The sequence below is a fragment of the Paenibacillus sp. EB106-06-01-XG199 genome, assembly GCF_058791575.1.
Genome location: NZ_JBYTDQ010000014.1, coordinates 13,502 through 38,857, shown reverse-complemented (window position 1 = coordinate 38,857; position 25,356 = coordinate 13,502). Strand labels below are relative to the sequence as shown.

The 25,356-nt window shown below is 52.4% G+C and carries 26 protein-coding genes and 1 tRNA gene; 2 read left to right on the top strand and 25 right to left on the bottom strand.

Translation table 11 applies throughout. The features are described from left to right. Positions 1-28: 28 nt before the first annotated feature. Both gap and AC3WT9_RS31235 read right to left on the bottom strand, forming a co-directional pair. A complete protein-coding gene (gene gap, locus AC3WT9_RS31240; protein WP_038584677.1) occupies positions 29-1,039 on the bottom strand; it encodes a type I glyceraldehyde-3-phosphate dehydrogenase in 1,011 nt (336 codons plus the stop codon). Between the two features lie 116 nt (positions 1,040-1,155). Beyond that, on the bottom strand, positions 1,156-2,208 hold the full coding sequence (locus tag AC3WT9_RS31235) for a sugar-binding transcriptional regulator (RefSeq protein ID WP_341377010.1): 1,053 nt from the start codon (positions 2,206-2,208) through the stop codon (positions 1,156-1,158). Between the two features lie 248 nt (positions 2,209-2,456). Here AC3WT9_RS31235 and AC3WT9_RS31230 point away from each other — a divergent pair. Continuing rightward, positions 2,457-2,531 (top strand) — tRNA-Arg (locus tag AC3WT9_RS31230). 191 nt (positions 2,532-2,722) lie between these two features. After that, positions 2,723-3,319, top strand: a complete 597-nt coding sequence (clpP, locus tag AC3WT9_RS31225) for an ATP-dependent Clp endopeptidase proteolytic subunit ClpP (RefSeq protein WP_341089147.1) — start codon at positions 2,723-2,725, stop codon at positions 3,317-3,319. A gap of 100 nt (positions 3,320-3,419) precedes the next feature. Here the strand turns inward: clpP and AC3WT9_RS31220 are convergent, their stop codons facing one another. From AC3WT9_RS31220 to AC3WT9_RS31110, 23 genes are all read right to left on the bottom strand, one after another. Beyond that, entirely contained in the window at positions 3,420-4,058 is a 639-nt protein-coding gene (locus AC3WT9_RS31220; protein ID WP_341089146.1) for a GDSL-type esterase/lipase family protein, read from the bottom strand. Between the two features lie 121 nt (positions 4,059-4,179). Further along, entirely contained in the window at positions 4,180-5,280 is a 1,101-nt protein-coding gene (locus AC3WT9_RS31215; protein WP_341089144.1) for a PdaC/SigV domain-containing protein, read from the bottom strand. 235 nt (positions 5,281-5,515) lie between these two features. After that, entirely contained in the window at positions 5,516-6,274 is a 759-nt protein-coding gene (locus AC3WT9_RS31210) for an SIMPL domain-containing protein (protein ID WP_341089143.1), read from the bottom strand. A 126-nt stretch (positions 6,275-6,400) separates the two neighbouring features. Beyond that, positions 6,401-6,925: a GNAT family N-acetyltransferase gene (locus AC3WT9_RS31205; protein WP_341089141.1), complete on the bottom strand. Its 525-nt coding sequence runs from the start codon at positions 6,923-6,925 to the stop codon at positions 6,401-6,403. Between the two features lie 147 nt (positions 6,926-7,072). Next, the gene (locus AC3WT9_RS31200) at positions 7,073-7,342 is read right to left on the bottom strand and encodes an HPr family phosphocarrier protein (protein ID WP_019914358.1); all 270 of its coding nucleotides are present in this window, start codon (positions 7,340-7,342) and stop codon (positions 7,073-7,075) included. Positions 7,343-7,439: 97 nt separating this feature from the next. Next, the gene (gene whiA, locus AC3WT9_RS31195) at positions 7,440-8,369 is read right to left on the bottom strand and encodes a DNA-binding protein WhiA (RefSeq protein ID WP_341097504.1); all 930 of its coding nucleotides are present in this window, start codon (positions 8,367-8,369) and stop codon (positions 7,440-7,442) included. Between the two features lie 42 nt (positions 8,370-8,411). Beyond that, positions 8,412-9,347 carry a gluconeogenesis factor YvcK family protein gene (locus tag AC3WT9_RS31190; protein WP_179091833.1) on the bottom strand — a complete coding sequence of 312 codons (936 nt, stop codon included), beginning with the start codon at positions 9,345-9,347 and terminating at the stop codon, positions 8,412-8,414. A 57-nt stretch (positions 9,348-9,404) separates the two neighbouring features. Beyond that, positions 9,405-10,304, bottom strand: coding sequence for an RNase adapter RapZ (gene rapZ, locus AC3WT9_RS31185; RefSeq protein ID WP_076113245.1), 900 nt, complete (start codon positions 10,302-10,304; stop codon positions 9,405-9,407). 46 nt (positions 10,305-10,350) lie between these two features. Further along, positions 10,351-11,301, bottom strand: coding sequence for an ROK family glucokinase (locus AC3WT9_RS31180; RefSeq protein WP_341089140.1), 951 nt, complete (start codon positions 11,299-11,301; stop codon positions 10,351-10,353). Between the two features lie 319 nt (positions 11,302-11,620). Beyond that, positions 11,621-12,880 carry a DUF438 domain-containing protein gene (locus AC3WT9_RS31175; protein ID WP_341089139.1) on the bottom strand — a complete coding sequence of 420 codons (1,260 nt, stop codon included), beginning with the start codon at positions 12,878-12,880 and terminating at the stop codon, positions 11,621-11,623. Positions 12,881-12,922: 42 nt separating this feature from the next. Continuing rightward, positions 12,923-13,150 carry a DUF1858 domain-containing protein gene (locus AC3WT9_RS31170; protein WP_038584645.1) on the bottom strand — a complete coding sequence of 76 codons (228 nt, stop codon included), beginning with the start codon at positions 13,148-13,150 and terminating at the stop codon, positions 12,923-12,925. 204 nt (positions 13,151-13,354) lie between these two features. Then, entirely contained in the window at positions 13,355-14,308 is a 954-nt protein-coding gene (gene trxB, locus AC3WT9_RS31165) for a thioredoxin-disulfide reductase (protein ID WP_038584642.1), read from the bottom strand. Positions 14,309-14,468: 160 nt separating this feature from the next. Then, positions 14,469-16,211, bottom strand: a complete 1,743-nt coding sequence (locus tag AC3WT9_RS31160; RefSeq protein WP_341377008.1) for a tetratricopeptide repeat protein — start codon at positions 16,209-16,211, stop codon at positions 14,469-14,471. A 251-nt stretch (positions 16,212-16,462) separates the two neighbouring features. Then, positions 16,463-17,413 (bottom strand): ribose-phosphate diphosphokinase, encoded by a 951-nt coding sequence (locus AC3WT9_RS31155; RefSeq protein WP_341089136.1) that lies wholly within the window; start codon positions 17,411-17,413, stop codon positions 16,463-16,465. A gap of 23 nt (positions 17,414-17,436) precedes the next feature. Beyond that, on the bottom strand, positions 17,437-18,264 hold the full coding sequence (gene hisJ, locus AC3WT9_RS31150) for a histidinol-phosphatase HisJ (RefSeq protein ID WP_341377007.1): 828 nt from the start codon (positions 18,262-18,264) through the stop codon (positions 17,437-17,439). 13 nt (positions 18,265-18,277) lie between these two features. Beyond that, positions 18,278-19,009, bottom strand: a complete 732-nt coding sequence (gene hisIE / locus AC3WT9_RS31145; RefSeq protein ID WP_341377006.1) for a bifunctional phosphoribosyl-AMP cyclohydrolase/phosphoribosyl-ATP diphosphatase HisIE — start codon at positions 19,007-19,009, stop codon at positions 18,278-18,280. Next, positions 19,006-19,764 carry an imidazole glycerol phosphate synthase subunit HisF gene (gene hisF, locus AC3WT9_RS31140; protein ID WP_038584629.1) on the bottom strand — a complete coding sequence of 253 codons (759 nt, stop codon included), beginning with the start codon at positions 19,762-19,764 and terminating at the stop codon, positions 19,006-19,008. Before hisF ends, hisIE begins: the two co-directional genes overlap by 4 nt. 73 nt (positions 19,765-19,837) lie before the next feature. Next, a complete protein-coding gene (hisA, locus tag AC3WT9_RS31135) occupies positions 19,838-20,587 on the bottom strand; it encodes a 1-(5-phosphoribosyl)-5-[(5-phosphoribosylamino)methylideneamino]imidazole-4-carboxamide isomerase (protein WP_341377005.1) in 750 nt (249 codons plus the stop codon). Positions 20,588-20,628: 41 nt separating this feature from the next. Beyond that, complete coding sequence (gene hisH, locus AC3WT9_RS31130) at positions 20,629-21,252, bottom strand: imidazole glycerol phosphate synthase subunit HisH (RefSeq protein WP_341377004.1); 624 nt, start codon at positions 21,250-21,252, stop codon at positions 20,629-20,631. Position 21,253: 1 nt separating this feature from the next. Then, entirely contained in the window at positions 21,254-21,865 is a 612-nt protein-coding gene (gene hisB / locus AC3WT9_RS31125) for an imidazoleglycerol-phosphate dehydratase HisB (RefSeq protein WP_076113252.1), read from the bottom strand. After that, positions 21,855-23,162, bottom strand: coding sequence for a histidinol dehydrogenase (gene hisD, locus AC3WT9_RS31120; RefSeq protein ID WP_341089127.1), 1,308 nt, complete (start codon positions 23,160-23,162; stop codon positions 21,855-21,857). The genes hisB and hisD overlap by 11 nt, the downstream gene beginning before the upstream one ends. A gap of 33 nt (positions 23,163-23,195) precedes the next feature. Continuing rightward, a complete protein-coding gene (gene hisG / locus AC3WT9_RS31115; protein WP_341089126.1) occupies positions 23,196-23,840 on the bottom strand; it encodes an ATP phosphoribosyltransferase in 645 nt (214 codons plus the stop codon). A gap of 189 nt (positions 23,841-24,029) precedes the next feature. After that, positions 24,030-25,247 (bottom strand): ATP phosphoribosyltransferase regulatory subunit, encoded by a 1,218-nt coding sequence (locus tag AC3WT9_RS31110; protein WP_341089125.1) that lies wholly within the window; start codon positions 25,245-25,247, stop codon positions 24,030-24,032. Positions 25,248-25,356 lie beyond the last annotated feature (109 nt).

The following is a 25,356-nucleotide window of genomic DNA, read 5'->3' as shown; positions in this document are numbered from 1 at the left end:
TATAGATGCTGCTTATATAAAAACGATCTTATTGAGCAAGTTTAGCGAAGTGTTCCAAAGTGCGAACAAGTTGTGCAGTGTAGGACATTTCATTGTCATACCAAGCAACAGTTTTAACCAGTTGTTTGTCGCCAACAGTCAGGACTTTAGTTTGTGTTGCGTCGAACAGGGAACCGAAAGTCATGCCTTTGATGTCGGAAGATACGATTTCATCTTCAGTGTAGCCGTAAGTTTCTGGATCGGAAGCTTCTTTCATTGCTGCGTTCAGCTCTTCAACAGTAACGCTCTTGTTAAGGACAGTAACCAGCTCAGTCAGGGAACCTGTAGCTACAGGCACACGTTGAGCAGCTCCGTCAAGTTTGCCTTTCAGATCTGGAATAACCAGGCCGATGGCTTTAGCAGCACCGGTAGTGTTAGGGATGATGTTCTCAGCAGCAGCACGGGCACGTCTGAAGTCGCCTTTAGCGTGTGGAGCATCAAGAGTGTTCTGGTCACCAGTGTAAGCGTGGATAGTTGTCATCAAGCCTTCAACGATGCCGAACTTGTCGTTCAGCACTTTTGCCATTGGAGCCAGGCAGTTAGTTGTGCAAGATGCGCCGGAGATAACTGTTTCAGTACCATCCAGAATGTCATGGTTAACGTTGTAAACGACAGTTTTCATGTCGCCTGTAGCTGGAGCGGAAATAACTACTTTCTTAGCTCCGCCTTTCAAGTGTTTCTCAGCTGCTTCTTTAGTTGTGAAGAAACCTGTGCATTCCAGAACGATGTCAACACCGAGGTCGCCCCAAGGAAGTTCTTCAGGGTTGCGGTTAGCCAGAACCTTAACTTCTTTGCCGTTTACTTTGAAGAATCCGTCGTGAACTTCAACTTCACCCTGGAATTTACCTTGAGTTGTATCATATTTAAGCAAATGAGCAAGCATCTTAGCATCAGTCAAGTCATTGATTGCTACCACTTCGATACCTTCTACATTTTGAATACGGCGGAATGCAAGGCGTCCAATACGTCCAAAACCGTTAATACCAACTTTTACACTCATTGAATAGTTCCTCCTAGATTTCGTTTTATTTATTCAAGACAGGCCGTTAAGCTTGTCAAGACAACAATGTTAAGTATAATGCAAAATAACTGCGAATGCTCTCCAGAAACTGGATGCTATAGGACCTGCTGTATTTGTGCGTCAATTTCTTTGCCGATTTCGACAGCCGCTGCCTCGTCTATGACGAGTATATCCTCTTGCCCAAACCGCAGCATCGCATGAATGGCCTTCGCCTTGCGTTTGCCTCCGGCGATTCCGATGACAACTTCCGTCCGGATAATATCCTCCAGTCGCAGTCCCATCGTCAGCATGGTATGGACAACCTGGCCGTCTTCATTGAAATAGTAGCCGAACGATTCGGCAACCGCGCCTTCTTCCTGTATTTCCGAGACCGTAGTCTCATCAAGCTTACGGCGGTGGGTCATTTCAATGGCATCGCCAATTCCATGAACAATAATACGCGATCTACGGATGATTTGCACGATTTCTCCAATATTGGAGTCCTGCGCCAGCGATTGATAAGCATCTCCGCTGAGCAGATCGGGTACATGCAGCAGCCGATAATTGGCTCCAAGCCGTTTGGCCATCGTCGAAGCAATGGTATTAGCTTGAATCTCCATACTTTCCCCAAGTCCTCCGCGCGCCGGAACAATCCAGGCGTTCTTATAGGAATGGGATAACGGCGGTGTCAGCTGATCGGCCATTTCGGCCAGTGTCGAACCGCCGGTGACAGCAATCGTATCGCCTGCACGGAGCACACCCAGCAACGCTTTGGCGCCTGCCCGGCCCAGCTCACGTTTGGTAAACAACGATGTCTCACAATCGCCAGGCACTACTATGACTTTACTAAGACCGTACGTTGAGCGAATCTTCTCTTCCAGATCATCCAGGCCGAACAAGCTCTTGGCGATCGGCTCCAGCAGGTCAAGCAGTCTGCGCCCGGCATCGCTGATGCGCATGCCGACACTCTCGATCTCAATGAGCCCTTGCGATTTCAGAAGATCCGTCTCGGCGCGCAGTACCCGCTCAGTCATATCAAGCGAAGCGGCGAGCGTCCTGCGTCCGATAATATCGGACAGCATGATCTGATGTAGAATCGTGTACCGTCTCTTAAGGGTTTCCATGAGATCAGGCAGAAGCTGCTTTTGGATTTCTAATAAATTACGCATACTTTCACTCCTGCAACTTCGTCTTTCTCTATTCCCTTGTTCGTGGTCTCAAAATGTCCCGGGTTAACTTTTTAAGTCCCACCCATATTCTACCCAAATATTACGCGGAGTGCAAGTCTCCCGAGAGTATAATTCTCAACCTCTTTTCATCTTATACATCATCACAGAGATCCGGGGAAAGATATTTTCTAAACAACAGGATGAACCCATTGCATTTGAATAATAAGTGTATTATAATAATTTCTGTTGCGCCCGTGGTCCAATGGATATGACGTAGGCCTCCGAAGCCTGAGATCCAAGTTCGATTCTTGGCGGGCGCGCCATTTTTTTCTTATTTGTCTATAATTTAGCAACACCTATACTAATAATTAACCAAAGAGCCAGGTGATGGCTCTTTTTTTGCAACTAAGTTTGACTTTCTTTGACTTTTTGTTTGAATTTGTTTATCATGTGGTTAATACGGTAACAGTAAAAATGAACACATTCGAAGAACCAATTCAAGGAGGTTTTCCACGTGAGTTATATTCCTATGGTAGTAGAACAGAGCAACCGCGGTGAGCGCGCTTATGACATCTATTCCCGCCTGCTGAAGGACCGCATCATTTTCCTTGGAACGGAGGTTAATGACGTGGTAGCCAATTCCATCATCGCGCAAATGCTGTTTCTGGCTGCCGAGGATCCGGAGAAGGATATTCACCTGTATGTAAACAGCCCTGGTGGCTCCATTACAGCGGGTATGGCTATATTTGATACAATGCAGTACATCAAACCGGATGTATCGACGATTTGCGTAGGTATGGCCGCTTCGATGGGAGCTTTCCTGCTGAACGCCGGTGCCAAAGGCAAACGTTTTGCACTCCCTAACAGTGAAATTATGATTCACCAGCCTCTGGGCGGTGCTCAAGGTCAGGCTACGGACATCGAAATCCGCGCCCGCCGCATCCTCAAGCTGCGCGACAAGCTGAACCGCATTCTGTCCGAGCGCACAGGACAGCCGCTGGAACGGATCGAAAAGGATACCGACCGCGACTATTTCATGACTGCAGCTGAAGCAGCTGAATATGGTATTGTCGATAAAGTTATCGAGAAAACGCTGCCTGCCGGCGTTTAATACATGCAACAACAAAGAGGCTGGTTGGGACCACTAAGTGATCCCCGCCAGCCTCTTTTGCTGTTTTATAGTCCAGGTGCATTATTCTATTGATGAAGAATTAACCCAGACGCCCATACCCCAACGCATCCAGCTTCCCGGCGATAACACGGTAACCTCTTCCGTTAGGATGCAAATGATCTATTGACAGCAGCCCGCGCTCGTTGCCGGCAAATTCATTATATATAGAGGCGAACCGGCATACCGGGCTGCTATATCCCGCAGCATAGCGGTTAAACTGCCGCACCCAATCCGTCGCTTCCGTCAACTGGGGATAGGGGTTATACAGTCCTACTATTCTGATAATATAGGGTCTCCGCATGCCCGCCTTCAACTGCGAAAGCGTGCCCATAATGTCATTCAAATTACGCTTGCATTCCCGTAGCGCTTTTTGCAGTACCGGAGCCAGATCGCCCGGCCGGCCGGCCGCCGCTTTGGCCGACTTGATCAAATCGTTGCCGCCAATGGACATCGTAATCAATTCGGCCTCGCTGATGGCAAGCCGATAGTTGTAATCCGCCTTCAGCCTTTGCTCCAATCCATCTGTGGTCAAACCATTGACTCCCAAATTGGATAATTCGATCGGTACCCGCAGCCGCGCCTCGGCCATCCGGCGGTAGACCGGAACAAACCCATTGCCCGGCAGAGCTCCAAATCCTGTCGTTAACGAATCGCCAATCGCCGTATACTGAATACTCATCGTTACTTTCCCTCCCCGCTCCTAAGCTGGTTTCTCCTTTAGCTTATGAACGGTTAGGTGATCCGGTAACGGAGAAATGTCCGTATCCGGCATTGGCGGATTCGCAGTCAGGTCACTGTATTTACTTCAATGCGGCAAATGGACTGCTTCCGCTGGGGAGCAGCTCCTTGAACGTGAAAGTAAACTCAGGGAATCCGGCAGCATACGCAGTGTATTCATACAGCTGGAAGAAAAGGACCGCCTTGCCGTCTTTCAAATAGAAATCCTTCTCCGTATTCAGGCCGGTGAAGCCGCCAAGATACCCGCCATCCGCTTTCAGCAGCTTCGCCAGCTTTGCATTAAGCTCTTTTTTATAGTTGGGGTTGGCTCCGAATAAATCTCCAAGCAATAGCTGCTTTCCGTCCTTGAGTGAGAAGGTAAAGGCATTACGGTAGGTCATTCCATGAGCGCCGCCGGTATACCCATACTGGCTGGTCACAAGGCTGAGCACCCCGTCCTGATTGTACGTAACCACGTATCCTCCTTCGTATTCATAGGGGCGGTCATCTTTGGCTCTAATCGCAATTTCTTTCTCAGCCCCTTCCGCATACTTTAGGAACGTCTGCTTAAGGGTATTATTAATCGCTGCCTGCGCTTTGGCATTGTCCAAACCGCTGATTTGCGGGTAATCCAGCTTGATCGGCGCGTCCTTGTAGTCCTTGCTGTAAGTTTCAGTCGTTACCGTAATCGGATTTTGTGTTTTCTTTATCACATTTAACCGTCCGGAGGCAGCATTCCAATCCCCCTTATAGCCCAAATAATCGCTAAGCAGATCAAAGGGAACATACAGACGGTTATTTATAATCTTGCCTTCAAACTCTCCCAGGAAATAATTATTGACCGTGATGGAGGTGCCGTAATCGGAGACCATCAGCTTGGTTCGTGTAATTCCGTTCCCGATCGTATAAGTTTTCTCCGTTTTATCATAAGTCAACGGCATACCCAGAGAATCACGCATAAAAGCAACCGGCACCCATACTTTTCCTGCGCTTACGATCCCGGTATGCTGTGAAATCGTTCCGTTTGTTTTTAATACAACAAGTGATGAATTGACCTTAGCCTGTGTCTTGGCCGCTGCGGCCTGGCTCGTCTCTGCAGGCAGAAGAGCTCCGCCCAGCAGCAATCCTGCTGCCATTAATCCTGCGCCCCATTTCCGGGCCTGTTCTTTCGACATATACTTCATACTTTTTTCCCCTTCCGCTGATACGATGATTGACTCTTCCCATTATAGAATAAACAGCAACCGTGGTTGTTACAACGCTCCTTACAGTTTCTTAAAGTTTCCCTGCAAATATTACGAGTCTTATTACATTACTTTAAACAAATTGAGAGATTTCACACCTGCTTCTGTACTTCAAAAGCAAAAAGAGGCGTTGCCTCCGCCATCACAGCGGAAGCAACGCCTCACCCGTTGCTACTTATTTCAGCTCGTACATTACACTAAGCTGGGTAGATACTTTAACCTCTCCCGCTTCAACCGAAGTGCCTGCAGCCATATCGGCCGATGCTTTGGACATTTGGGCACTCTCCATATAGACAACAGGATTATTACCGTCATCGTTCTGGATTACCGTAACGACCTGGCCCAGACTGCGTTTGGCCACTTTGGCAATCGCAGCTGCCTTCACATCTGCATTAGCCATTGCTTTCTCAATAACCTGTGCTTCGAATGCAGAAGGATCCTCAATGGCAAACCGAGCACTTCCGATGTTGTTCGCTCCCGCTGTAGAAGCGGCATCCAGCAGTCCCCCGACCTTAGTCAGATCGCGGTAAGAGACTTGCAGCGTGTGCTGGGCGTTATAACCCTTAACCTGTTGACCGTCTTTTTCAGTGTAGGCGTAATTAGGCTGCACATAAAATTGGGTGCTCTGAATATCCTTATCCGCAATACCCCAGGTTTTTTTCAGCAGGTTGGTCAGCTTGGTGATTTTGGCTCCATTGGACTTCTGTGCTTCTTCAGCTGTTGCAGCAGAAGTGCTGACGCCAATCGACAGATACACGATATCCGGCTTGATCGAAAGCTCGCCTTTACCTACAACACTAACGACATTTCTCTGCACGTCCTCAGCAGCGTAAGCCTTTTCAGGAGCCAGGAGCACTCCGCTTAACGCCGTACCCCCTACCAATAAACTTCCCGCCAGCAATACGGTACCGACTGTTTTGCCCCATTTCTTCATCCTTGCCATCCCCTTTCATTCTCCAAAAATTGTTGGTACCCTCTAGACGGAACTGCTTGGCAAAAGTTGCATATCCCCCAAGGCTTTTGAAGAAAAAATTTGCAGAGGTTACATTCCGCCTGCATTTCACGTCTCGATCCAGAACCTCCGGATCACGTTGCCGTCCTCTTCGATGTATGAACTATCCTCCAGCCCGCCGTTTCTGCGGATCGTCCGTTCGGAAGCGATATTGCTGTCATCGCAAACGACAAGCGCTTTGGCAATCCCAAGCCCGCCCGCCTTCAGCAACGCCTGTCTCAGAAGTTCGGTTGCCAATCCCTTGCGCCGCTCAGAGCGAAGTATCCCATATCCAATATGTCCCCCGCTCTGAAGCAGTTTCTCAGTCAGGCGATGCCTTATATTTACTGCACCCACCACTTTGGAATCGGCATTCACCAACCAGTATGTAGAACTAGGTACCCAGCCTTCTTTAAGATTTACGCCATCCGCGTTATCCTGCAAATACCGGACCATAGCCGCGAAGTCGGTGGGATCAATGCCAATTACCCAAGGGACGAATATCTCTCCGCCTGCCAGCCATTCTTCGTAAAATGCCAAGTACTGCGGCGCCAGCTCTACTGTCGGCTCTGCTAAAGTCACCTGATTGTGCATGCTCATTCTCCTTCTAGTCTCATCAAATTCAAATTCCCTAAACAAGGTAATAAAAAAAGCCCGCAAAGGGGCTTTTTAAACTGGCCGTCTCCCGGAGAGGGAGCGCAGCAACGTTTCTGGTGTACAAATAAGTAAGAACTTGCAAGATTATTGGTTCTCAAGCTCTTCCTTGCTTACAAGACTAGTCAAAGCGGTTACAGCTTGATCCGCATCGGCGCCATCCGCGCTAATATAAATCTCCGTGCCGGAACTGATCGCCAGGCTCATAATGCCCATGATGCTTTTGGCGTTAACCTTTTTATCGTCTTTTTCCACGAAAATCTCCGACGAAAACTTGTTAGCTTCTTGCACGAACAATGCTGCCGGCCGAGCGTGGAGCCCCGTCTTCAACCGTACAACTACCGGGTGCTTTGTCATGAAACGCTTACCCCCTATTTGAGATCTGCCCAAAAATTTCACATTAATTTTATAATATTATATCATTATAACCTCATCCACACTAGAAAAAAAATAATCAGCTTCCCCGAAGCTTATCAGCCAGCTCGTCAATTTTGCGCAAACGGTGGTTTACACCGGATTTACTGACCGTTCCCTTCAGCATCTCGCCCACTTCCTTGAGGTTGATGTCCGGGTGTGCCAAACGGATTTCAGCGACCTCGCGCAGCTTATCCGGCAGGCTTTCCAGTCCCACTTCACGCTGCAGCAGCTTGATGTTCTCAATTTGCCGCACCGCAGCGCCAATCGTTTTGTTCAAATTCGCTGTTTCACAGTTGACGATCCGGTTCACGGAGTTACGCATATCACGCATAATCCGCACATCCTCAAATTTAAACAACGCTTGATGCGCTCCAATCAGACTGAGAAATTCAATGATTTTCTCGCCTTCCTTGATATATAGGATAAAGCCTTTCTTGCGCTCTATGCATCGGGCGTTCAGGTGAAATTCCCCAGCCAGATCCACCAGCGCTTTGCAGTGCTCCTCATACATGGAGGCGATTTCCAGATGGTAGGAAGAACCTTCCGGGTTGTTGACCGATCCCCCCGCCATAAATGCACCACGCAGATATGCGCGCTTACAGCAGTTCTTACCGACGATTTCCTTGTCGATCCCATCGGTAAAGATGAAACCTTCGGAAACAATCCGCAAATCCTTCAGGATCTCCTGAACACGGTTTGGGATTCTTACGATATAAACGTTATTCTTCTTCAAACGCATTTTTTTACGCACGAGCAGCTCGATATGGACCTGGTAATATTTCTTAAGTAAGGAATATACCCGCCTTGCAATCGCGGCGTTTTCCGTCGAAATGTCGAGAACTACCTTTTTGCTCGAAAGCTGCACCGAACCATTCATTCGGATCAGCGCTGACATTTCCGCTTTCTCGCAGCAAGGCTGGCTCTCCACCATCGTCAGCTCTTTTTTTGTAAGGGCCGCAAAAGACAAGGGGCTCACCTCTTTCATGTTCATCCAAAAATCAAACCAGAACTATCTGGATTTCCAGTCCTTCACTAACTGGTAAATATGGTGACTGAGTTTATTCGTGTCATGCCGGAGATAAGTCTTGAATAAGACTAGCTTATCCGCAATGACCTTATAACCGTTGCCGTCCAGCACATCCCGGTCAAGCAGCACCGGGCGGGCGCCTTTTTCCGCATATTTGACCTGAACCTGCTCTGGGATCTCCCCGTCGTTGACAATAACGTAATCGAATAAGTGCAGGCCGACATGATCATACACCGCTTGAAGATGATCACTGACCGTGTAATTATCCGTTTCACCCGGCTGGGTCATCACATTGCAGACAAAGATCTTAATCGCTTCGGATTCTACAATAGCCTCCGCCAGCTTCGGCACCAGCAGGTTGGGAAGAATGCTGGTATACAGGCTTCCGGGGCCGCAGAGGATGGCATCTGCATTACGGATGGCCTCCAGCGCCTCCGGCAGCGGTTCCACATCAGCAGGCTCCAGAAAGACGCGTTTGATCCGTCCCCCGGCCTCCGGGATTTTGGACTCGCCGGTAATAATCGTGCCGTCCGACATCTCCGCATGCAGCACCACAGCGTGCCCAGCAGCCGGCAGCACTCTGCCGCGAACGGCGAACAACCGGCTAAGCTCACGGACAGCGGTGACAAAGTCACCGGAGATATCCGTAAGCGCCGCAAGAATAAGATTGCCGAGGCTGTGTCCGGCCAGTCCTTCTCCACTGCTGAAGCGGTATTTCATAATCTCCGCCATCAGCGGTTCTACATCAGCCATAGCCGTGAGCACATTGCGAATATCGCCTGGCGGCGGCATTTGCAGCTCGCTGCGCAGAATACCGGAGCTGCCCCCGTCATCCGCCACAGTAACTATAGCCGTAATATCAAGCGGCTTTTCCTTCAAACCGCGAAGCATGACAGATAGACCGGTACCGCCGCCCATCACGACGATACGCGGACGCTGCCCTTGTTCTTCAGCCACTAATGATCCCTTCTCTCGTTAATGCCGATCACGCTCGGAATCCCGATGGCTAACCGCTACGGATTCCGTCTCGCTAACTCCAAGCATTTTGCCCAAATATTCCGCGATCGCTACCGAACGGTGTTTGCCGCCCGTGCAGCCGATGCCGATAATAATCTGGGATTTGCCCTCCTTGCGGTATTGCGGAATTAGGAAATGAAGCATATCCAGCAGCTTGGTCAGAAACGTCTGCGTTTCAGGCCATTTCATTACATAATCGTAGACATCGCTGTCTTGGCCAGTCTTGGGCCGCAGTTGATCCACATAGTGTGGGTTAGGCAAGAAGCGGACATCAAATACGAGGTCTGCATCGATCGGAATGCCATACTTGAATCCGAACGAGGTAATGTTAACGGAGAGTGTGCTTTTTCCAAGATGCGAAAACCGCGATACGATCTTCTCCTTCAACTGCACCGGCTTCATGCTGCTGGTGTCCAGACACAGTGTAGCGGAATCCTTCAGCTCTTCCAGCATCTGGCGCTCCAGCCGGATGCCGTCAAGCGGCATCCCTTTGGGAGCCAGCGGATGATGCCGCCGGCTCTCCTTGTAGCGCTGGACAAGCACAGAATCCGTTGCATCCAGAAACAGAATCTCGCAGCCGATGGTTGACTCGTTTTTGATGTAGGCCAGCGACTCTGACAAAGCCGTAAAAAACTCCCGCCCCCGCAGATCAATTACGAGCGCCACTTTGGCAATTTTCCCCTTCGACTGCTCAATCAGCTCGGCGAATTTCGGGATCAGCACCGGCGGCAGATTATCGACACAGAAGAACCCGAGGTCCTCCAGACTTTGTACAGCAATGGTCTTGCCTGCACCCGACATACCCGTAATAATGATCAGGGTGGCACTAGCCGACGGAGATTGCTCCAATTCGGTCATTAAAGCGTCCCCTCCCTAAAATTAGTATATGAATAATTCCAGCTTATTAAGAACGCAACAAAAGGCCGGCAGCCCCAATAATACCAGCGTCATTCCCCAGTTCCGCAGGAACGATGGTAACGCCTTTCTGCAATGGCTCGGGAGTCAGCTTGGCGAATACACGGCGGACCTCGTCAAACAAAATATCCCCCGCCTTGGAGACACCTCCGCCAATGATAAACACTTCAGGGTTAAGCACCGCAGCTACCGCCGCAATGGACTTGCCCAGATAGAACGCTGCACGGTTAACAATACGAATTGCAACTTCGTCGCCCGCTTTTGCTGCATCAAATACTTCCTTCGCCGCAATCTTCTCTACCAATGACAGAGTGGTGCGGTCCCCGCGTGCTACAGCATCATTGGCCATACGGATAATTCCCGTAGCAGAGGAAACGGTTTCCAAACAACCCATATTGCCGCAGCCGCACTGGATCGCTTCCAGGTCTGGCACTACAGAGATATGGCCCAGTTCACCTGCGAGACCGGCAAATCCTTGATACACCTTACCGTTAATGATAATGCCGCCGCCAACACCCGTTCCCAGTGTGTAGCAGACGCAATTCTCAATGCCGCGTCCCGCACCGCTCCAGGCTTCGCCCAGTGCAGCCACATTCGCGTCATTGTCTATTTTCACAGGCTTGTTCAATCGGTTCTCCAGAATGGAGCGGATCGGCACATCTCTAAAACCTATGTTAGGCGCAAGGATGATGATTCCTTCACGAATGTTCGTAAAGCCGGCAAGGCCCGCTCCTACACCGGCAAGCTGATCCCAAGAGTATGGAGAGTCCTCCACAATCTGGCGCACATATTTCTCGATGTTATCGATGACGGCATCGACGCCATCCGCAGTCCCTGTAGGACCTTCATAAGTGTGCAGCAGATTCCCCTCGGCATTGCAGATTCCAACCTTAATCGTGGTTCCACCTAAATCCACGCCAACGTAGATATTTTCAGACATGTAACAAGCCACCTTTTTCTATGCTAAAATAGTTAATCCTACGTACCCACTATAATAGAAGCTTTCTCTGCGGTCAAGGAAAGGCGACACACCCGGCTAATTTGAAAGCTAAGCTATCCAGAGCACATGAATTTATTGGCCAGGCAAGATACATGGACAATGCACATGGCATAGTTAAGAAATGCAGAGCCGGGATTAATTAGAACTAAAACAGGTTTTTGCGGTTGCAAAAAAGACTTCCCGGCCTTTAGTGGCGGGAAGTCAGGTGGATTTGCCGGGTTAACCGGCGAGGAACAGGTGTAGTAAATCAATCTTGTCATTATTCTGACAATATGCGTTTTTGCCCTTCCAGCGCACGAATCGGTGCGATATTCTGTGTGAACTCCAGCGTACCCATGTAGCGGCCCGCTTCATCACGAACGGCGAAATAACGGATGTAGATAAATTTATCCTTAATCGCAATCCAGAAATCCTCGGCATCCTTGCGGCCTGCCTTAAAGTCTTCCAGTAATTTCTCGACCACATGCACACTTTGCGGCGGATGGCAGTTCTGCACCGTGCGGCCTATAACCGCTTTGGTCCGGGCGAAAATCCGCTCCTTGCCATGTGAGAAATAGCGGACTACATCATTCTCATCAATGAACGTTAAATCGACGGGCAGATGGTTCAGTACGGTCTCCAGTTGATGGAGCGACAGCAGGCCCGTCTCGAAACGGATAAAGCCCTGCGGACTTTCGCCTACAGCTTCACTCTGCACTGCAGCTCCTTCCGGTTCGTCAGCACGCTCAGGAATCCATTCCTGCTCCGGTGCAGTCAGGCAGAAGCCGATCTCGTCGCTTTCTCTGGCTATCTTGACCCATTCATCTTCGGTCAGCTTGTCGAGCGCCATCGGCAGCAGAATATTTTCTTCCTTAAAGATCATCTCATTTACTTCCTGGATGATGTTCGTAAGCATAACTCCGATGTCCTCGGCTTGGCCGTTATACTGGCTGAGTGCAGCTTTAGCCTCTTTTATCATCGCGCGGATGCCGTCGTCCACACCCCACATAACCTTGGTCGGGCCATAAATTCCGTATTTCTCAAGATACGGGAACAACAGGTTCTCTTTGCGGCTGTAATGCTTGTCGAGATCCAGCAGCAGGCTGAGATCCTCCAGCAGCTTGAAGATGATTTCTTCACTGGCGTTCTTCAGAAACTTACCGGCATGCAGCTCCAGGCGGAAGTTGACCAGACGTTCGATTTCGCGGTTCTCCAGCTTGAAGGTATGCACGGGGTGACCAGGCTGCTCCTCCGGCTTCGAGGAACGGTGAATCTGCTCAATGGAGCCTTTGAAAATGGCCGTATGCACCGAACACAGGCGCTGGACCTCCGCTACAGGAATACCCTCCTCCGTCATCAGTGAATGCTCCATCGCGGAAATCTCCGCCACCGTAACATCGCCTACCGCTTCTGCGAAGCGTGCTTTGACCTCTTCCACACTTTTCCCGGCATGAAGTTCCTTTATAATTTCTTTGAGCATCGCCTGCCGGCGTGTCTGCTCAGGCACATCTACTTCGCGGTTGTTAATTAGTTCACTCATTGGAATTCCGCTCCTTTTATCATATCGTCTTGCAGATAATCTCTATTCAAGAATCTCGAAGCCATGGCGCTGAAACGTCAGCTTTACGGCGTCCGGATTCATTTTCTTCAGTTTGATTCCTTTGGACAAGGTCATGAAACGGCCTGCGGTCTGCAGCATTCCCGGCTTGGCAATATCCTGAAAGCCCAGCTCTGTCATAATGTCCACAACCTCGGGATGCCGGCTCACCAGCTCGAATATGGATTCATCCATCTTCAGCACTTTGTTCATATGCATCTTCTCCCTACTGAGAATCCTTCTCAACAACAGCTTAGCATAGCCGATAGGGGGCAATAGTGATTGCAATCACTAAGTGAAAAAAAGTTCAATCCGAAGGTCCGCACATCTCTGAAGATAAAAGAAAAAGCCGGCTGGTCCCTGATTGAGGGACCAGCCGGCTTGCCTATTCAATAGATATTTTAGAAGAAGCTGTACTTATTTATCCAGCGTTTCGCTCCAGTCATGCACCATGGTGCCCTCCAGGAACTTCTCGGCATCCATCGCCGCCATACAACCGGTTCCCGCTGCGGAGATTGCCTGCCGGTAACGTGTATCCTGTACATCGCCGCAAGCGAAAACACCCGGAATGTTCGTTTCCGTCGTACCCGGATTCACCACAATGTACCCATTGGTATCGGTAGTAATCTGCCCGCCCAGGAACGCTGTGTTCGGTGTGTGTCCAATGGCTACAAATACACCGTCCGCTTCCACCAGTTCTTCAAGACCTGTCTCGTTGTTGCGGACTGTCAGCCCTTTAACCCCGGCATCGCCGACCGTTACTTCAAGCGGCGTGCGGTTAAGCGCCCAGGCTACCTTGCTGTTGTCGCGCGCCCGGTCCTGCATGATCTTCGAAGCACGAAGCTCCGGACGGCGGTGAACCAAGGTTACGCTGGAGGCAAACCGGGTTAGGAAGCTGGCTTCCTCCATTGCGGAATCGCCGCCGCCGACCACGACAATCTTTTTGTTGCGGAAAAAGAAGCCGTCACAGGTTGCACAAGTGCTGACCCCGCGTCCTACATTCTCCTGCTCACCCGGGATGCCCAAATATCTGGCCGAGGCACCAGTCGAGATAATAACTGTTTCGGCCTCCAGCACACCCAGTCCATCTACAGTTACTTTAAAGGGGCGCTGCGAGAAATCCACGGATTCCACCCAGCCGTTCTTGAACTCCGCACCAAAGCGCTGCGCCTGCTTACGCATGTTATCCATCAGGTCAGGACCGAGGATTCCCTCAGGAAAGCCTGGAAAGTTCTCCACTTCTGTCGTCGTTGTCAGTTGTCCCCCCGGCTGCAAGCCTTCAATCACGAGCGGGCTAAGGTTGGCACGCGCCAAATAAATCGCGGCAGTCAGCCCGGCCGGGCCTGTTCCGATTACAATCGTTTTGTACATCACTTTGGCCTCCTTACAAGTGGGTTATTTATTTGGAAGAAACGGCTGTAGGGCTTCTAGGAAGCCAAGATGCGTTTCAGGTGAATAATATAAAGGATGCAGTATAATACTCACTTTATACTTCCTTGCTTATATTTCCTTGCAGTAATATTGCAAATATCTAGATATTCTCCGTTGACGAGGGCAGGGTCTCCTGCCCGGGCAAGCTCCCGGGAATATCACATTCGTTGCTGATACGGCGTGCATACCGGCTTACCATGGAGGCAGAAACCCCATAATGCTGGGCCACCTCGCGATAGGTAATCGGCCGGTCATGCAGTTTGGCAGTCAGATATTCCAGAGCTGCGGCCCAGCCCCCCGTATGGCGGAAGTAAGGCACATCGGGATACAAATCGCTAACAAACTGCTTCCATAGGAGCTCGGCGTCCTTCTTCTGGATGGCATCATACCGCCGGTCCATCATTGATGCCGTATGGTCCAATATCCGCTGCCAGTCTTCTTTCCATTCCGGCGGCCCTTTATGGCTTAGCGGCGGCAGCTCCTCCTGGGGAGCAGCACTCGCATCCGGACTGCTGCCGATCAGCCGCTGCAGGCTGAGCAGCGCCGCCTCCTGCAGCTTATCTTCCTGCAGCGGCTCCTGCGCCAGAAGCCCGTTCAGCACCTCGGACATCTCTTCGTCCTCGATCCAGCGCAGCGCTTCGGTCACCTGCAGCCTCGTGTTGGCATCACCATAGCGCAGCGCCCAGAAGAACGAAGCGCGCAGCAGCGGATTGTTCCGCATCTCCTCGGTAAAGCTGTCCGTGTTGCCCTGCCACTGCTTGAGCTGCTCCTGAAATGGCAGCTGGTAGTTGTAGCTGACAAGAGGCATCGGTCTGCCTTCGGCCTGCGCCCCCTGCAGCTGTGACAGGAAGAAGCCCGGCACAGCCGATTCGGGATCCAGCTTGGCTGCCTGTCTCCAGCAGCGCAGCGCTTCATTGTACAGGCTGCTGTTGCTGGCGGCCGCTGCACAATAATGATAGAGACCAGCGTCTCCGCCCACCTCTTCATCCTTCAGCAGGCGGCGGAAATGGCCATAGGCTGTTCTGTGTCTGCCCAGAATGCCCATCGTTGTGGCCATTTTGAACACATGCTCCTGATGAAACGGCACTGTCGCCTCAAGCATACGCAGCAAGACCGCCAGTTGTTCCTTGTCTCCCGCATACTGCATGAAGATGGCCATATTGCAAAGCGCATGCAGGTTGCCGGGATCCTGCTCCAGCACCTCGGACAGGCATTCCTTCGCTTTGGCAAAACGGCCCATGTAGAAGTAGGCAAGAGCAAGATTGTTATGAGCCGCCAGAAAGTCCGGCGTATTCTTAGTGATCTCCTCTAGCATCTTAACTGCCTGCGGGAACTTCCCCTCTTCCAGCAGCGTGCGGGCCCGGTCATGCTCGACCACGCCTTCACGGCTGCGGATCCGGATCAGCGGGGCAGGGCGGTTCAGCTCGTATTGCAGCAGCTCCATCAGTTCCTCGGACTCTGCCAGATATTCGCCGCTCGCATCCTCCTCGAGATACGTGACCAGCGACCGCTCGGCCTCTTCAAAACTTTCCATATTGGCAAAATTATTAGCCATATAGAAATGACATTCCGTCATTGCAGGGTCAATCTTCTCCAGCACATGGATCAAAATATCATTCGATGCTTCATAATCGCCCATCTCAGATAATATACCCGCCATGTTGCAATGATTCACAGGGTTTTCCGGTTCATATTCAACAGCTTTGCGAAAATTCTTTAATGCCTTATCATATTGAAAGCGGTCCAGCGACCGTACGGCTCTTTCAAAGAAAAAATTGGCATCCAGAGTGACGGAAATAACATTACTGCCTTCCGCAACATTCTCTGAAGTTCTCTCAATCATGGAAGCAAGGCACCTCCCTTTGTAAGCTTCCTTATCCTCACGAAAAATAGGAGAGCGGCGTCTTGCGGCACCCTGAGCTCCCATCTTAAGCGTTCTTTCGTTTCCATTTATGGTCCCGACTGTCTCCAAATAGTATACCACATGTGGCAGGGAGATTCTCAAGCGTAAGGGAAACCATTGGAGGGAAAAAGCTTGCAGCCGTGAGAGGTTCACCGGAATGAATGAGAACATCAACAAAAAAACGCGGGAAATTAAATCCCCGCGTCTCTGAACAACTTATCTATAGAACCGCCTTCGATGATAATGCGTGTTGCCTCAGCCAGCATAGGTGCAACGGACAACACTTTAAAGCGGTTGGAATGGTCATCCGGAAGCGCGATGGAATCCGTGATTACCACTTCATCTATATTGGGATGGTCCATGCGTACAAGCGCGTCACCGGAGAATAAACCGTGAGTTGCGCACACGATGCTGTTCTTGGCTCCCCGCTCCTTCAGGCCTTCCACCACATTCACAATCGTCGTGCCCGTATCGATCAGATCCTCAATAATAATCGGCGTTCGTCCTTCAACATCGCCGATAACATGCGTGATTACTGATTCGTTATGGGCCGGACGTTTCTTGATCATAATCGCGAACGGTGAATCCAGCCGGCTGGCCAGCTTCTCCGCCATGGAAGCGCGCCCGGCATCCGGCGAAACTACCACAAGATCGGAAAGTCCCTTCACCTTCAGATATCCGCTGATCAGATCAAGCGCCGTCAGATGATCGACCGGAATATTGAAGAATCCTTGTATAGCTGCTGCATGCAGGTCGATGGTAATGACACGGGTCGCTCCTGCAGTCGTAAGCACATCCGCGACCATTTTGGCCGAAATCGGCTCACGTGGAGCAGATTTACGCTCCTGCCGGGCGTATCCGTAATAGGGCACAATGATATTCACAGTTCTTGCCGATGCACGTTTGGCGGCATCAATCATGACGAGCAGCTCAACGAACAGCTCATTGATCGGGTGTGCGAGGGATTGCACCAAAAATACGTCACAGTTCCGGATGCTCTCTTCATAATGCACATAAATCTCGCCGCTCTTGAAGCGGGTCAGCTTAATCTGGCCCAGCGGGGCGCCCAGACGCTCCGCAATATCTGCGGCCAGCTTCGGATTCGACGAACCGGAAAAAATACGCAATTGATGATGATGCATAGTACCCTCCTGGGGATCATAATTTATAGTTCAAACTGGACGGATGTACGGCGGCGTCCTTCGAATACCGCCAGCTCACGGAAACCAGTGCGCCACAGCAGACTTCGCGCCTCCTGCAAGCCGTCTCCCAGCTTTGCCGGATCATGGGCATCAGAGCCCAGGGTAAGCGGAATACTGAGTGCCAGCGCTTGCTGCAGCACATGCTCTGCCGGAAACATCTCCGCGCAGGGCTTGCTCAGCCCGGAAGCATTCAGCTCCATGGCTATGCCGCTGCTTGCAATTGCCCTCAGCGCATCCAGCTCCAGCTCTCTGACCTCAGCTTTGCCTTCCGGTGTCTGCGGACCATAGCCGAATCGTTTGATTACATCCATATGTCCTATAATATCATATAATCCCGATAACGCCGACTTCCGCACAGCATCATAATACCTGCGGTATACCTCCATTACATCTTTGCCTTCCCAGTCATGGGTCTGCCGGTGATCCGTGATATCCCACTCCCCGAGAAAATGAACCGAACCAATCAGATAATCCCAAGGATAGGGCGACAAAAGCTCACGAATCTGTTCTTCATAGCCTTCGATATAATCGGCTTCCAGCCCCACCCGCAGCTCAATCTTACCACGGTAGCGCTCCTTCAGCGTCAGGCATTCCTCCACATAACGCGGAAGCTCGGCAAGCGGCATGGCCATTTCAGGATAATAGGTCTCCGGATTGACATGAATGAGCGGCAAATGGTCGGATAACCCAAGCTGCTGAAGCCCCAGCGCTATGCCGCGCTGCACGTACTCCTCCAGCTTCCCTACCGCATGGCCGCAGCGTTCATGATGGGTATGGTAATCGATATGCATGCGAAAAGCCCCCTTAGTCCCGGCGCGGCCGTTCGTGGCGGGCGCTCAGTTCCTCCAGAATCTCATCGAGCGGAAGCTTGCGCTCCTGGAGCAGCACCAGCAGGTGATAGATCAGGTCGCTGACCTCAAGGCGCAGCTCGGCGTTGTCTTTATTTTTGGCGGCGATGATCGTTTCCGAAGCCTCTTCGCCTACTTTTTTCAGAATCTTGTCGACGCCTTTGTCAAACAGATAGGTCGTATAAGCACCCTCCGGACGTTCGGCTTCCCGCTCGGCAATGACCCGCTCCAGTTCACCCAGTACAGCAAAACGTCCGCTATCTGCAAGGTTTGCAGAAGGCTCTGTCTCAGCTGCTTTAGCGACTGGTGCCGCTGCTGCTGCCGGAGCATTCAGTGGAATCTCACGGAAGAAGCAGGAGGTTTCACCGGTATGACAGGCGGGTCCCTCCGGTATAACCTTTACGAGCAGCGTATCGCTGTCGCAATCATAATGGATCGAGGTAATGGCCTGGGTATTGCCCGAGGTTCCCCCTTTATGCCACAATTCACTGCGTGAACGGCTCCAGAACCAGGTCTGGCCGCTCTCCAGCGAGAGCTGCAGCGACTCCGGATTCATATAGGCAAACATCAATACTTCCAAAGTGCCGGCATCCTGCACGACAGCAGGGAGCAGACCGGATTCATTCCAGCGGATGCCTTCGATTGCTTCTTGTTGGATCAGGGTTCTATTCTCTTTTTCTTGGCTCATCGGATCTCTACCCCTTTTTGCTTCAGTTCTGTCTTCAAATCGTGAATCGCGATCTCTTTATAGTGAAAAATGGTCGCCGCAAGTCCCGCATCGGCTTTGCCTTCAGTAAATACATCATAAAAGTGCTCAATCTTGCCCGCACCGCCTGAGGCAATTACGGGGATGCTGAGCAGATCACAGACCGCTGCGGTCAGCTTCAAATCAAAGCCGTCCTTGGTCCCGTCCGCATCCATGCTCGTCAGCAGTATTTCGCCGGCGCCCAGCTTCTCGGCCTCCTTAGCCCAGGCCAGCGCACGGATGCCGGTAGGCTTGCGCCCGCCATGCGTGTACACTTCCCATTCGCCCCAAGCCTCATTATATTTGGCATCCATCGCCACCACAATACACTGGGAGCCGAAGCGGCGGGCCCCTTCCAGAATAAGCTGCGGATTGTTGACCGCCGCCGTGTTGATGCCGATTTTATCCGCGCCCGCGCGCAGAATCCGCTTCATGTCGTCGGGAGTGGAAATCCCCCCGCCAACGGTGAAGGGAATGGCAATCTCGCCAGCCGTCTGCCGGACCACTTCAACCATGGTCGCCCGTCCTTCCACCGAGGCGGAAATGTCCAGGAACACCAGTTCATCCGCACCTTCACGGTCATACAGCGCCGCCAGCTCCACCGGGTCTCCGGCATCGCGCAGATTGACAAAATTAACGCCTTTAACTACCCGCCCGTCTTTCACATCCAGACAGGGAATGATACGTTTGGCTAACATTATGAAGTCCCTCCTTCAAAGGGTTCTGAGGGCATCCGCCTCGAATTCTCTTCGATCAATTTTTTGCCCTATATTACAGCTGTCCTGCTGGACGTCCCAGCGCCTGCAGCGCCTCGGGAAGCTTGATGTTGCCGGTGTACAGCGCTTTGCCTACAATCGCTCCACCGATTCCGCTGCCGCTATGTACGCTCAGGCGCAGCAGATCGTCAAGGCTCGTAACGCCGCCGGAGGCGATGACGGTTCTGCCGCTGGCAGCAGCCATGGCCACGATTCCCTCGATATTCGGACCCTGCATCATCCCGTCACGGGAGATATCCGTGTAGATAAACGTCTCCGCGCCTTTGGCTGCCAGCTCCTTAGCCAAATCCTCGGCGCGCACCTCGGAGGTGTTCAGCCAGCCATGCGTAGCTACGTAGCCATTCCGTGCATCAATGCCGATAGCTACCTTATCGCCGTATTTGGCGAGCACAGCCTCCGTAAAAGCATGGTCATTGATGGCCGCCGTCCCGATAATGACCCGGCTGACTCCAAGACCGAGCAGCTTCTCCACATCAGCAAGACTGCGGAGTCCGCCGCCCACCTGGACGGGCACACCTGCGTTTTTGGCAATGGCACCGATGATGGCGTCATTGACAGGATGTCCGGCCTTCGCGCCGTCCAGATCTACGAGGTGAATGAACCGGCCCCCCTGCTCTTCCCATGATTTAGCGACCTGCACCGGACTGTCATTATAGATCGTTTCCTGAGCGTAATCACCCTGCTGCAGTCTTACACACTTTCCATCCCGGATATCAATTGCCGGATACACGATAAAAGAAGACATGTGGCGCTCCCCGCTTTCATTACAATATATTTATAGCGGGCTTACGCCCGCTCTCTCTTAAGCTTTAGAAAATTCCCCAGCAGCTTTATGCCAAGCTCTCCGCTCTTCTCCGGATGGAACTGCATGCCGAAGACATTGTCCCGCCCGACCACCGCCGTGACCGGATGCCCGTAATCCGTTACGGCGAGCAAATCGTTCTCCTGTCCAACCACTGCATGATAGGAATGGACAAAATACACATGCCCCTCTTCCAGTCCCTCAAGCAGCGGGCTCTGCGGCTGCCGGAAGCTCAGCTTGTTCCAGCCCATATGCGGCACCTTATAGCCGTCACGGGGCGCGAACCGCACCACCGATCCCGGCAGGATGTCCAGCCCTTCGTGCTCGCCGTGCTCCACACTGCTGCTGAACAGCAGCTGCATGCCCAGACAAATGCCAAGCACCGGCTGTTCCCCGGCAGCGGCCTCCTTGACCACAAGATCGAGCCCGCTGCTCCGCAGCTGTTCCATCGCATCGCCAAAAGCACCGACGCCCGGCAGAATGACACTGCTTGCCGCAAGAATTTCCCCGGCATCGCCTGTCACAAGACTCTCGTAGCCGAGACGTTCCACCGCCTTGCTGACACTGTGCAGATTGCCCATGCCGTAATCGACGATAGCAACGGTCATGCTACAGCACTCCCTTCGTGGATGGCACACCCTTCACACGCGGATCAATCTGCGTTGCTTCGTCCAGCGCCCGTCCCAGCGCTTTGAATATCGCCTCAATCATATGATGAGTATTGGAGCCGTAGTGTACTATCACGTGCAGTGTAATCCGGGCCTCCAGCGCGAATTTCCAGAGGAACTCATGAACCAGCTCCGTAGAGAAGCTGCCTACCTGCTGCGACGGATAAGCCGCCCGGTATTCAAAATGCGGCCGGTTGCTGATGTCGATGACCACCTGGGCCAGTGCTTCATCCATGGGAATGAACACACTCGCATAACGCTTGATGCCTTTTTTGTCACCCAGTGCCTCGCGGAGCGCCTGTCCCAGACAGATACCGATATCCTCCACCGTATGGTGGTCGTCAATATCAATATCCCCCCGGCCCTCCAGAGAAAGGTCAAATTGGCCGTGCTTCGTGAATAAATCGAGCATATGGTTCAGAAAAGGCACATCGGTCTCCAGCTCTGCAATGCCGCTTCCGTCCACAGCCAGGGACAGCGTGATATCCGTTTCGTTTGTTTTACGGCTAAGACCTGCTTTGCGAACAGCCTGTTCGTTATTGTTATTCTCCATGTTCTTCTCCGCCCTTCGCTTCATTCTCCAGCCTGATCTCTATCGCCCGTGCATGACCTTCCAGCCCTTCGCGTCTGGCCAACTCGATAATGGTTGCTCCATCACGCAGCAGCGCTTCCTTGCTGTAATAAATCAGGCTTGATTTCTTGATGAAATCATCCACATCCACCGGCGAAGAGAACCGCGCGGTGCCATTGGTGGGTATAATATGATTCGGTCCGGCGAAATAATCGCCGACCGGTTCCGAGCTGTACGGTCCCAGGAAAATCGCTCCGGCATTCTCGATGCTGCCGAGCAGGCCCATGGGATCTAGGGCGACAATCTCCAGGTGCTCCGGCGCCAGCCGGTTCACTACGGAGATGCCTTCCTTCATCGAGTCTACGACGATGATTGCGCCGTAGTTCTCCACCGAGGCGCGGGCGATGGCCTCACGCGGCAGCTCCTGAAGCTGCCGCTCTACCTCGGCCGCCACGGCCTCTCCGAGGCTCTGCGACGGCGTCACAAGGATGGCCGAGGCCATCTCGTCATGCTCGGCCTGTGAGAGCAGATCAGCCGCGATGTAGGCTGGCTCTGCGGTTTCGTCGGCGAGCACGACGATTTCACTGGGCCCGGCGATGCTGTCGATATCGACCGCGCCGTAGACCTCGCGCTTGGCCAGGGCAACGTAGATGTTGCCGGGGCCGCAGATTTTATCGACCGGCGCGATGGATTCCGTGCCGAAGGCGAGCGCGGCGATGGCCTGCGCGCCACCCACGCGGTAGACCTCGCTCACACCGGCTTCCGCCGCAGCAACGAGGATATAAGGATCGATGCCGTCCTTGCCGCCGGTCGACGGCGGTGTGACCATCACGATCTCCGGCACTCCGGCGATCTGGGCCGGAATCACGTTCATCAGCACCGAGGACGGATACGCTGCCTTGCCGCCGGGAACATATACGCCCACCCGCTTCAGCGGGCGGATGATCTGGCCGAGGATCGTACCGTCCGGCTGCAGATCCATCCAGGAGCTGCGTTTCTGACGGGCGTGAAACGCCCGGATATTGACCGCGGCTGCACGAATCGCGGTTACGAACGATTCCTCAACCCGGCTATAAGCCGCCTGGAGCTCTTCTGCGGTTACCCGCAGCTGCGCCGGTGTCAGCGCCGCCCCGTCAAACCGCTCCGTATAGCGGAGCAGCGCAGCGTCGCCCTCCTGTTTGATGTCAGCTACGATTTGCTTCACGGCCTTGTTCTGCTCCGGCGTTCCGTATTCCACTTCACGCTGCAGATTAAATTCCCTGCTCGATTGGACCTTCACCGCTCGTTCCCCCTTTGAACATCCACACTCATTTTATTGTAACTGAAGCCCCGGTTCTGCAATAACTGCCTGCAGACGGTCGCATAGCTGCTGAATCTGCTCATTCTTCATCCGGTAGCTTACACGGTTCGCAACCAGCCGGCTTGTGATTTCGAAGATGCTCTTCATTTCCACCAGTCCATTATCCTTAAGGGTTTGCCCGGTCTCCACCATATCGACAATACGGTCGGCAAGGCCAATCAGCGGAGCAAGCTCAATCGAGCCGTTCAGCTTAACGACCTCCACCTGCTGGCCCTGCTCACGGAAATACCGCGAAGCTACATTCGGGTATTTCGTCGCTACCCGCTGCTGAATCCCTGGCTGCCAGTTCGGCAGGCCGATAATGGACATCCGGCAGCGTGCGATGCCCAGATCAAGCAGCTCGTACACGTCGCGTTCTTCCTCCAGCAGCACATCCTTGCCCACGATGCCTATATCCGCCACACCATATTCAACATAGGTAGGCACATCCACCGGCTTGGCAAGAATAAACTCCATGCCCGCCTCAGGCAGTGAGATCACCAGCTTGCGCGACTCTTCGCCATCCGGCGGAATCGGCAGCCCCGCTTGGCGGAACAACTCTGCCGCTTTATTGTATATTCGGCCTTTCGGCATAGCTACCTTCAGTATCTGCGCCATCATCATTAGCCTCCGTTTCCATTTCCCTCTGCAATTTGTTCGTTTCTGTTCTCTCGCTATACCGATCACTATATAAATTGAACTTAATTTGGACTTCCGGCCGCTGTTGTCTTCGGATTTCCTGATCTTAACCGCAATTAGCGGTAGAAATCCGAAGAAGTTCAATCTATATAGCCGCAATTTCTCCGCTTAGCCGTGCTCGCTGACAAAAGACACAAATGTATAGATTTCACCATACTGCTCACCGCCGGCTTCCACCGTCTCTGTGTCAAGCCGCTTCACCGTCTTCAGCTCTTCCGGCCCCGCTGCCAGCTTGGTTACAACAATCCGGCCTTGTGCGCGCAGCCGCGCGGCTTCTTCCAGCCCTTCGGTCCGCCGCAGCGCATCGTACTGGATCAATACCGGCCGCTCCACCTCTTCCGGCATGCCGGATACTCCGTCCAGAATCCGGTTCGTTTTGAGTGAGAACCCGGTCGAAGGAATCGGGCGCCCAAACTGCTGAAGCAGATTATCATACCGCCCGCCGCTGCATACCGGGAACCCAAGCTCGGAGGCATAACCCTCAAAGGTCATCCCTGTATAATAAGAGAAATCTCCGATCATCGTCAGATCAATCAGCACATGCTGCGAAACCCCGTAAGAGACAAGCACCTCCCATACCTTGCACAGATGCTCAATAGAGGTCCGGGCCAGCGGATGGCTGCTGAGCTCCAGTGCCTGCCCGCAGATTTCTTTGCCGCCGCGCAGCCGCAGCAGCCCGTCCAGCTCCCGCTTCTGGGCCTCCGTCAGGTCCAGCCGCCGGAGGGTTTCCCGGAAAGCAACATAATCGCGGTTCAGCAGATGGCTCTTGAGCTCCTCCTGGGCTTCCGGCAGTCCGGCGACCGCCTCTTGGAAGAGTCCGTCCAGGAATCCGACATGTCCCATCGCGATTTTGAAAGACTTGACGCCCGCTGCCTGCAGCGACGAAATGGCCAGCGCCACGACCTCGGCATCCGCCTCAGGCGAATCATCGCCTACAAGCTCCACACCAGTCTGGAAAAACTCCGCTTCCCGGCCGGCTTCCTCTTCGATTGCCCGGAACACATTGGCATGATAAGAAAGGCGGAGCGGAAGTGGCTCATCCTTCAGTAACGATGAAACCACGCGCGCAACCGGTGCTGTCATTTCGGACCGCAGCACCAGGGCCTGACCACGGTTGTTAAGCAATTTATAAAGCTTCTGGTCTGATGTGGAACTGGCCACGCCGACCGTATCGTAATATTCAAGTGTGGGTGTAATCATCTGCTGGTATCCCCAGCGGCTCATGCAGTGGAGCACGTCGTTCTCAATCTTGCGCAGCTTCGTTACTGCACGCGGGAGATAGTCGCGCACACCAGCCGGCTTCTCGAATCCCTTAGGTTTGGACATCTTCATTAGTCACCTCATCAGATATCATGCAAGTTATATATCGTTTTACATATCGTATACTTTACTTTGGTACAGTGGTAGCAAAGTAAAGCATTTGCAACATCGTATC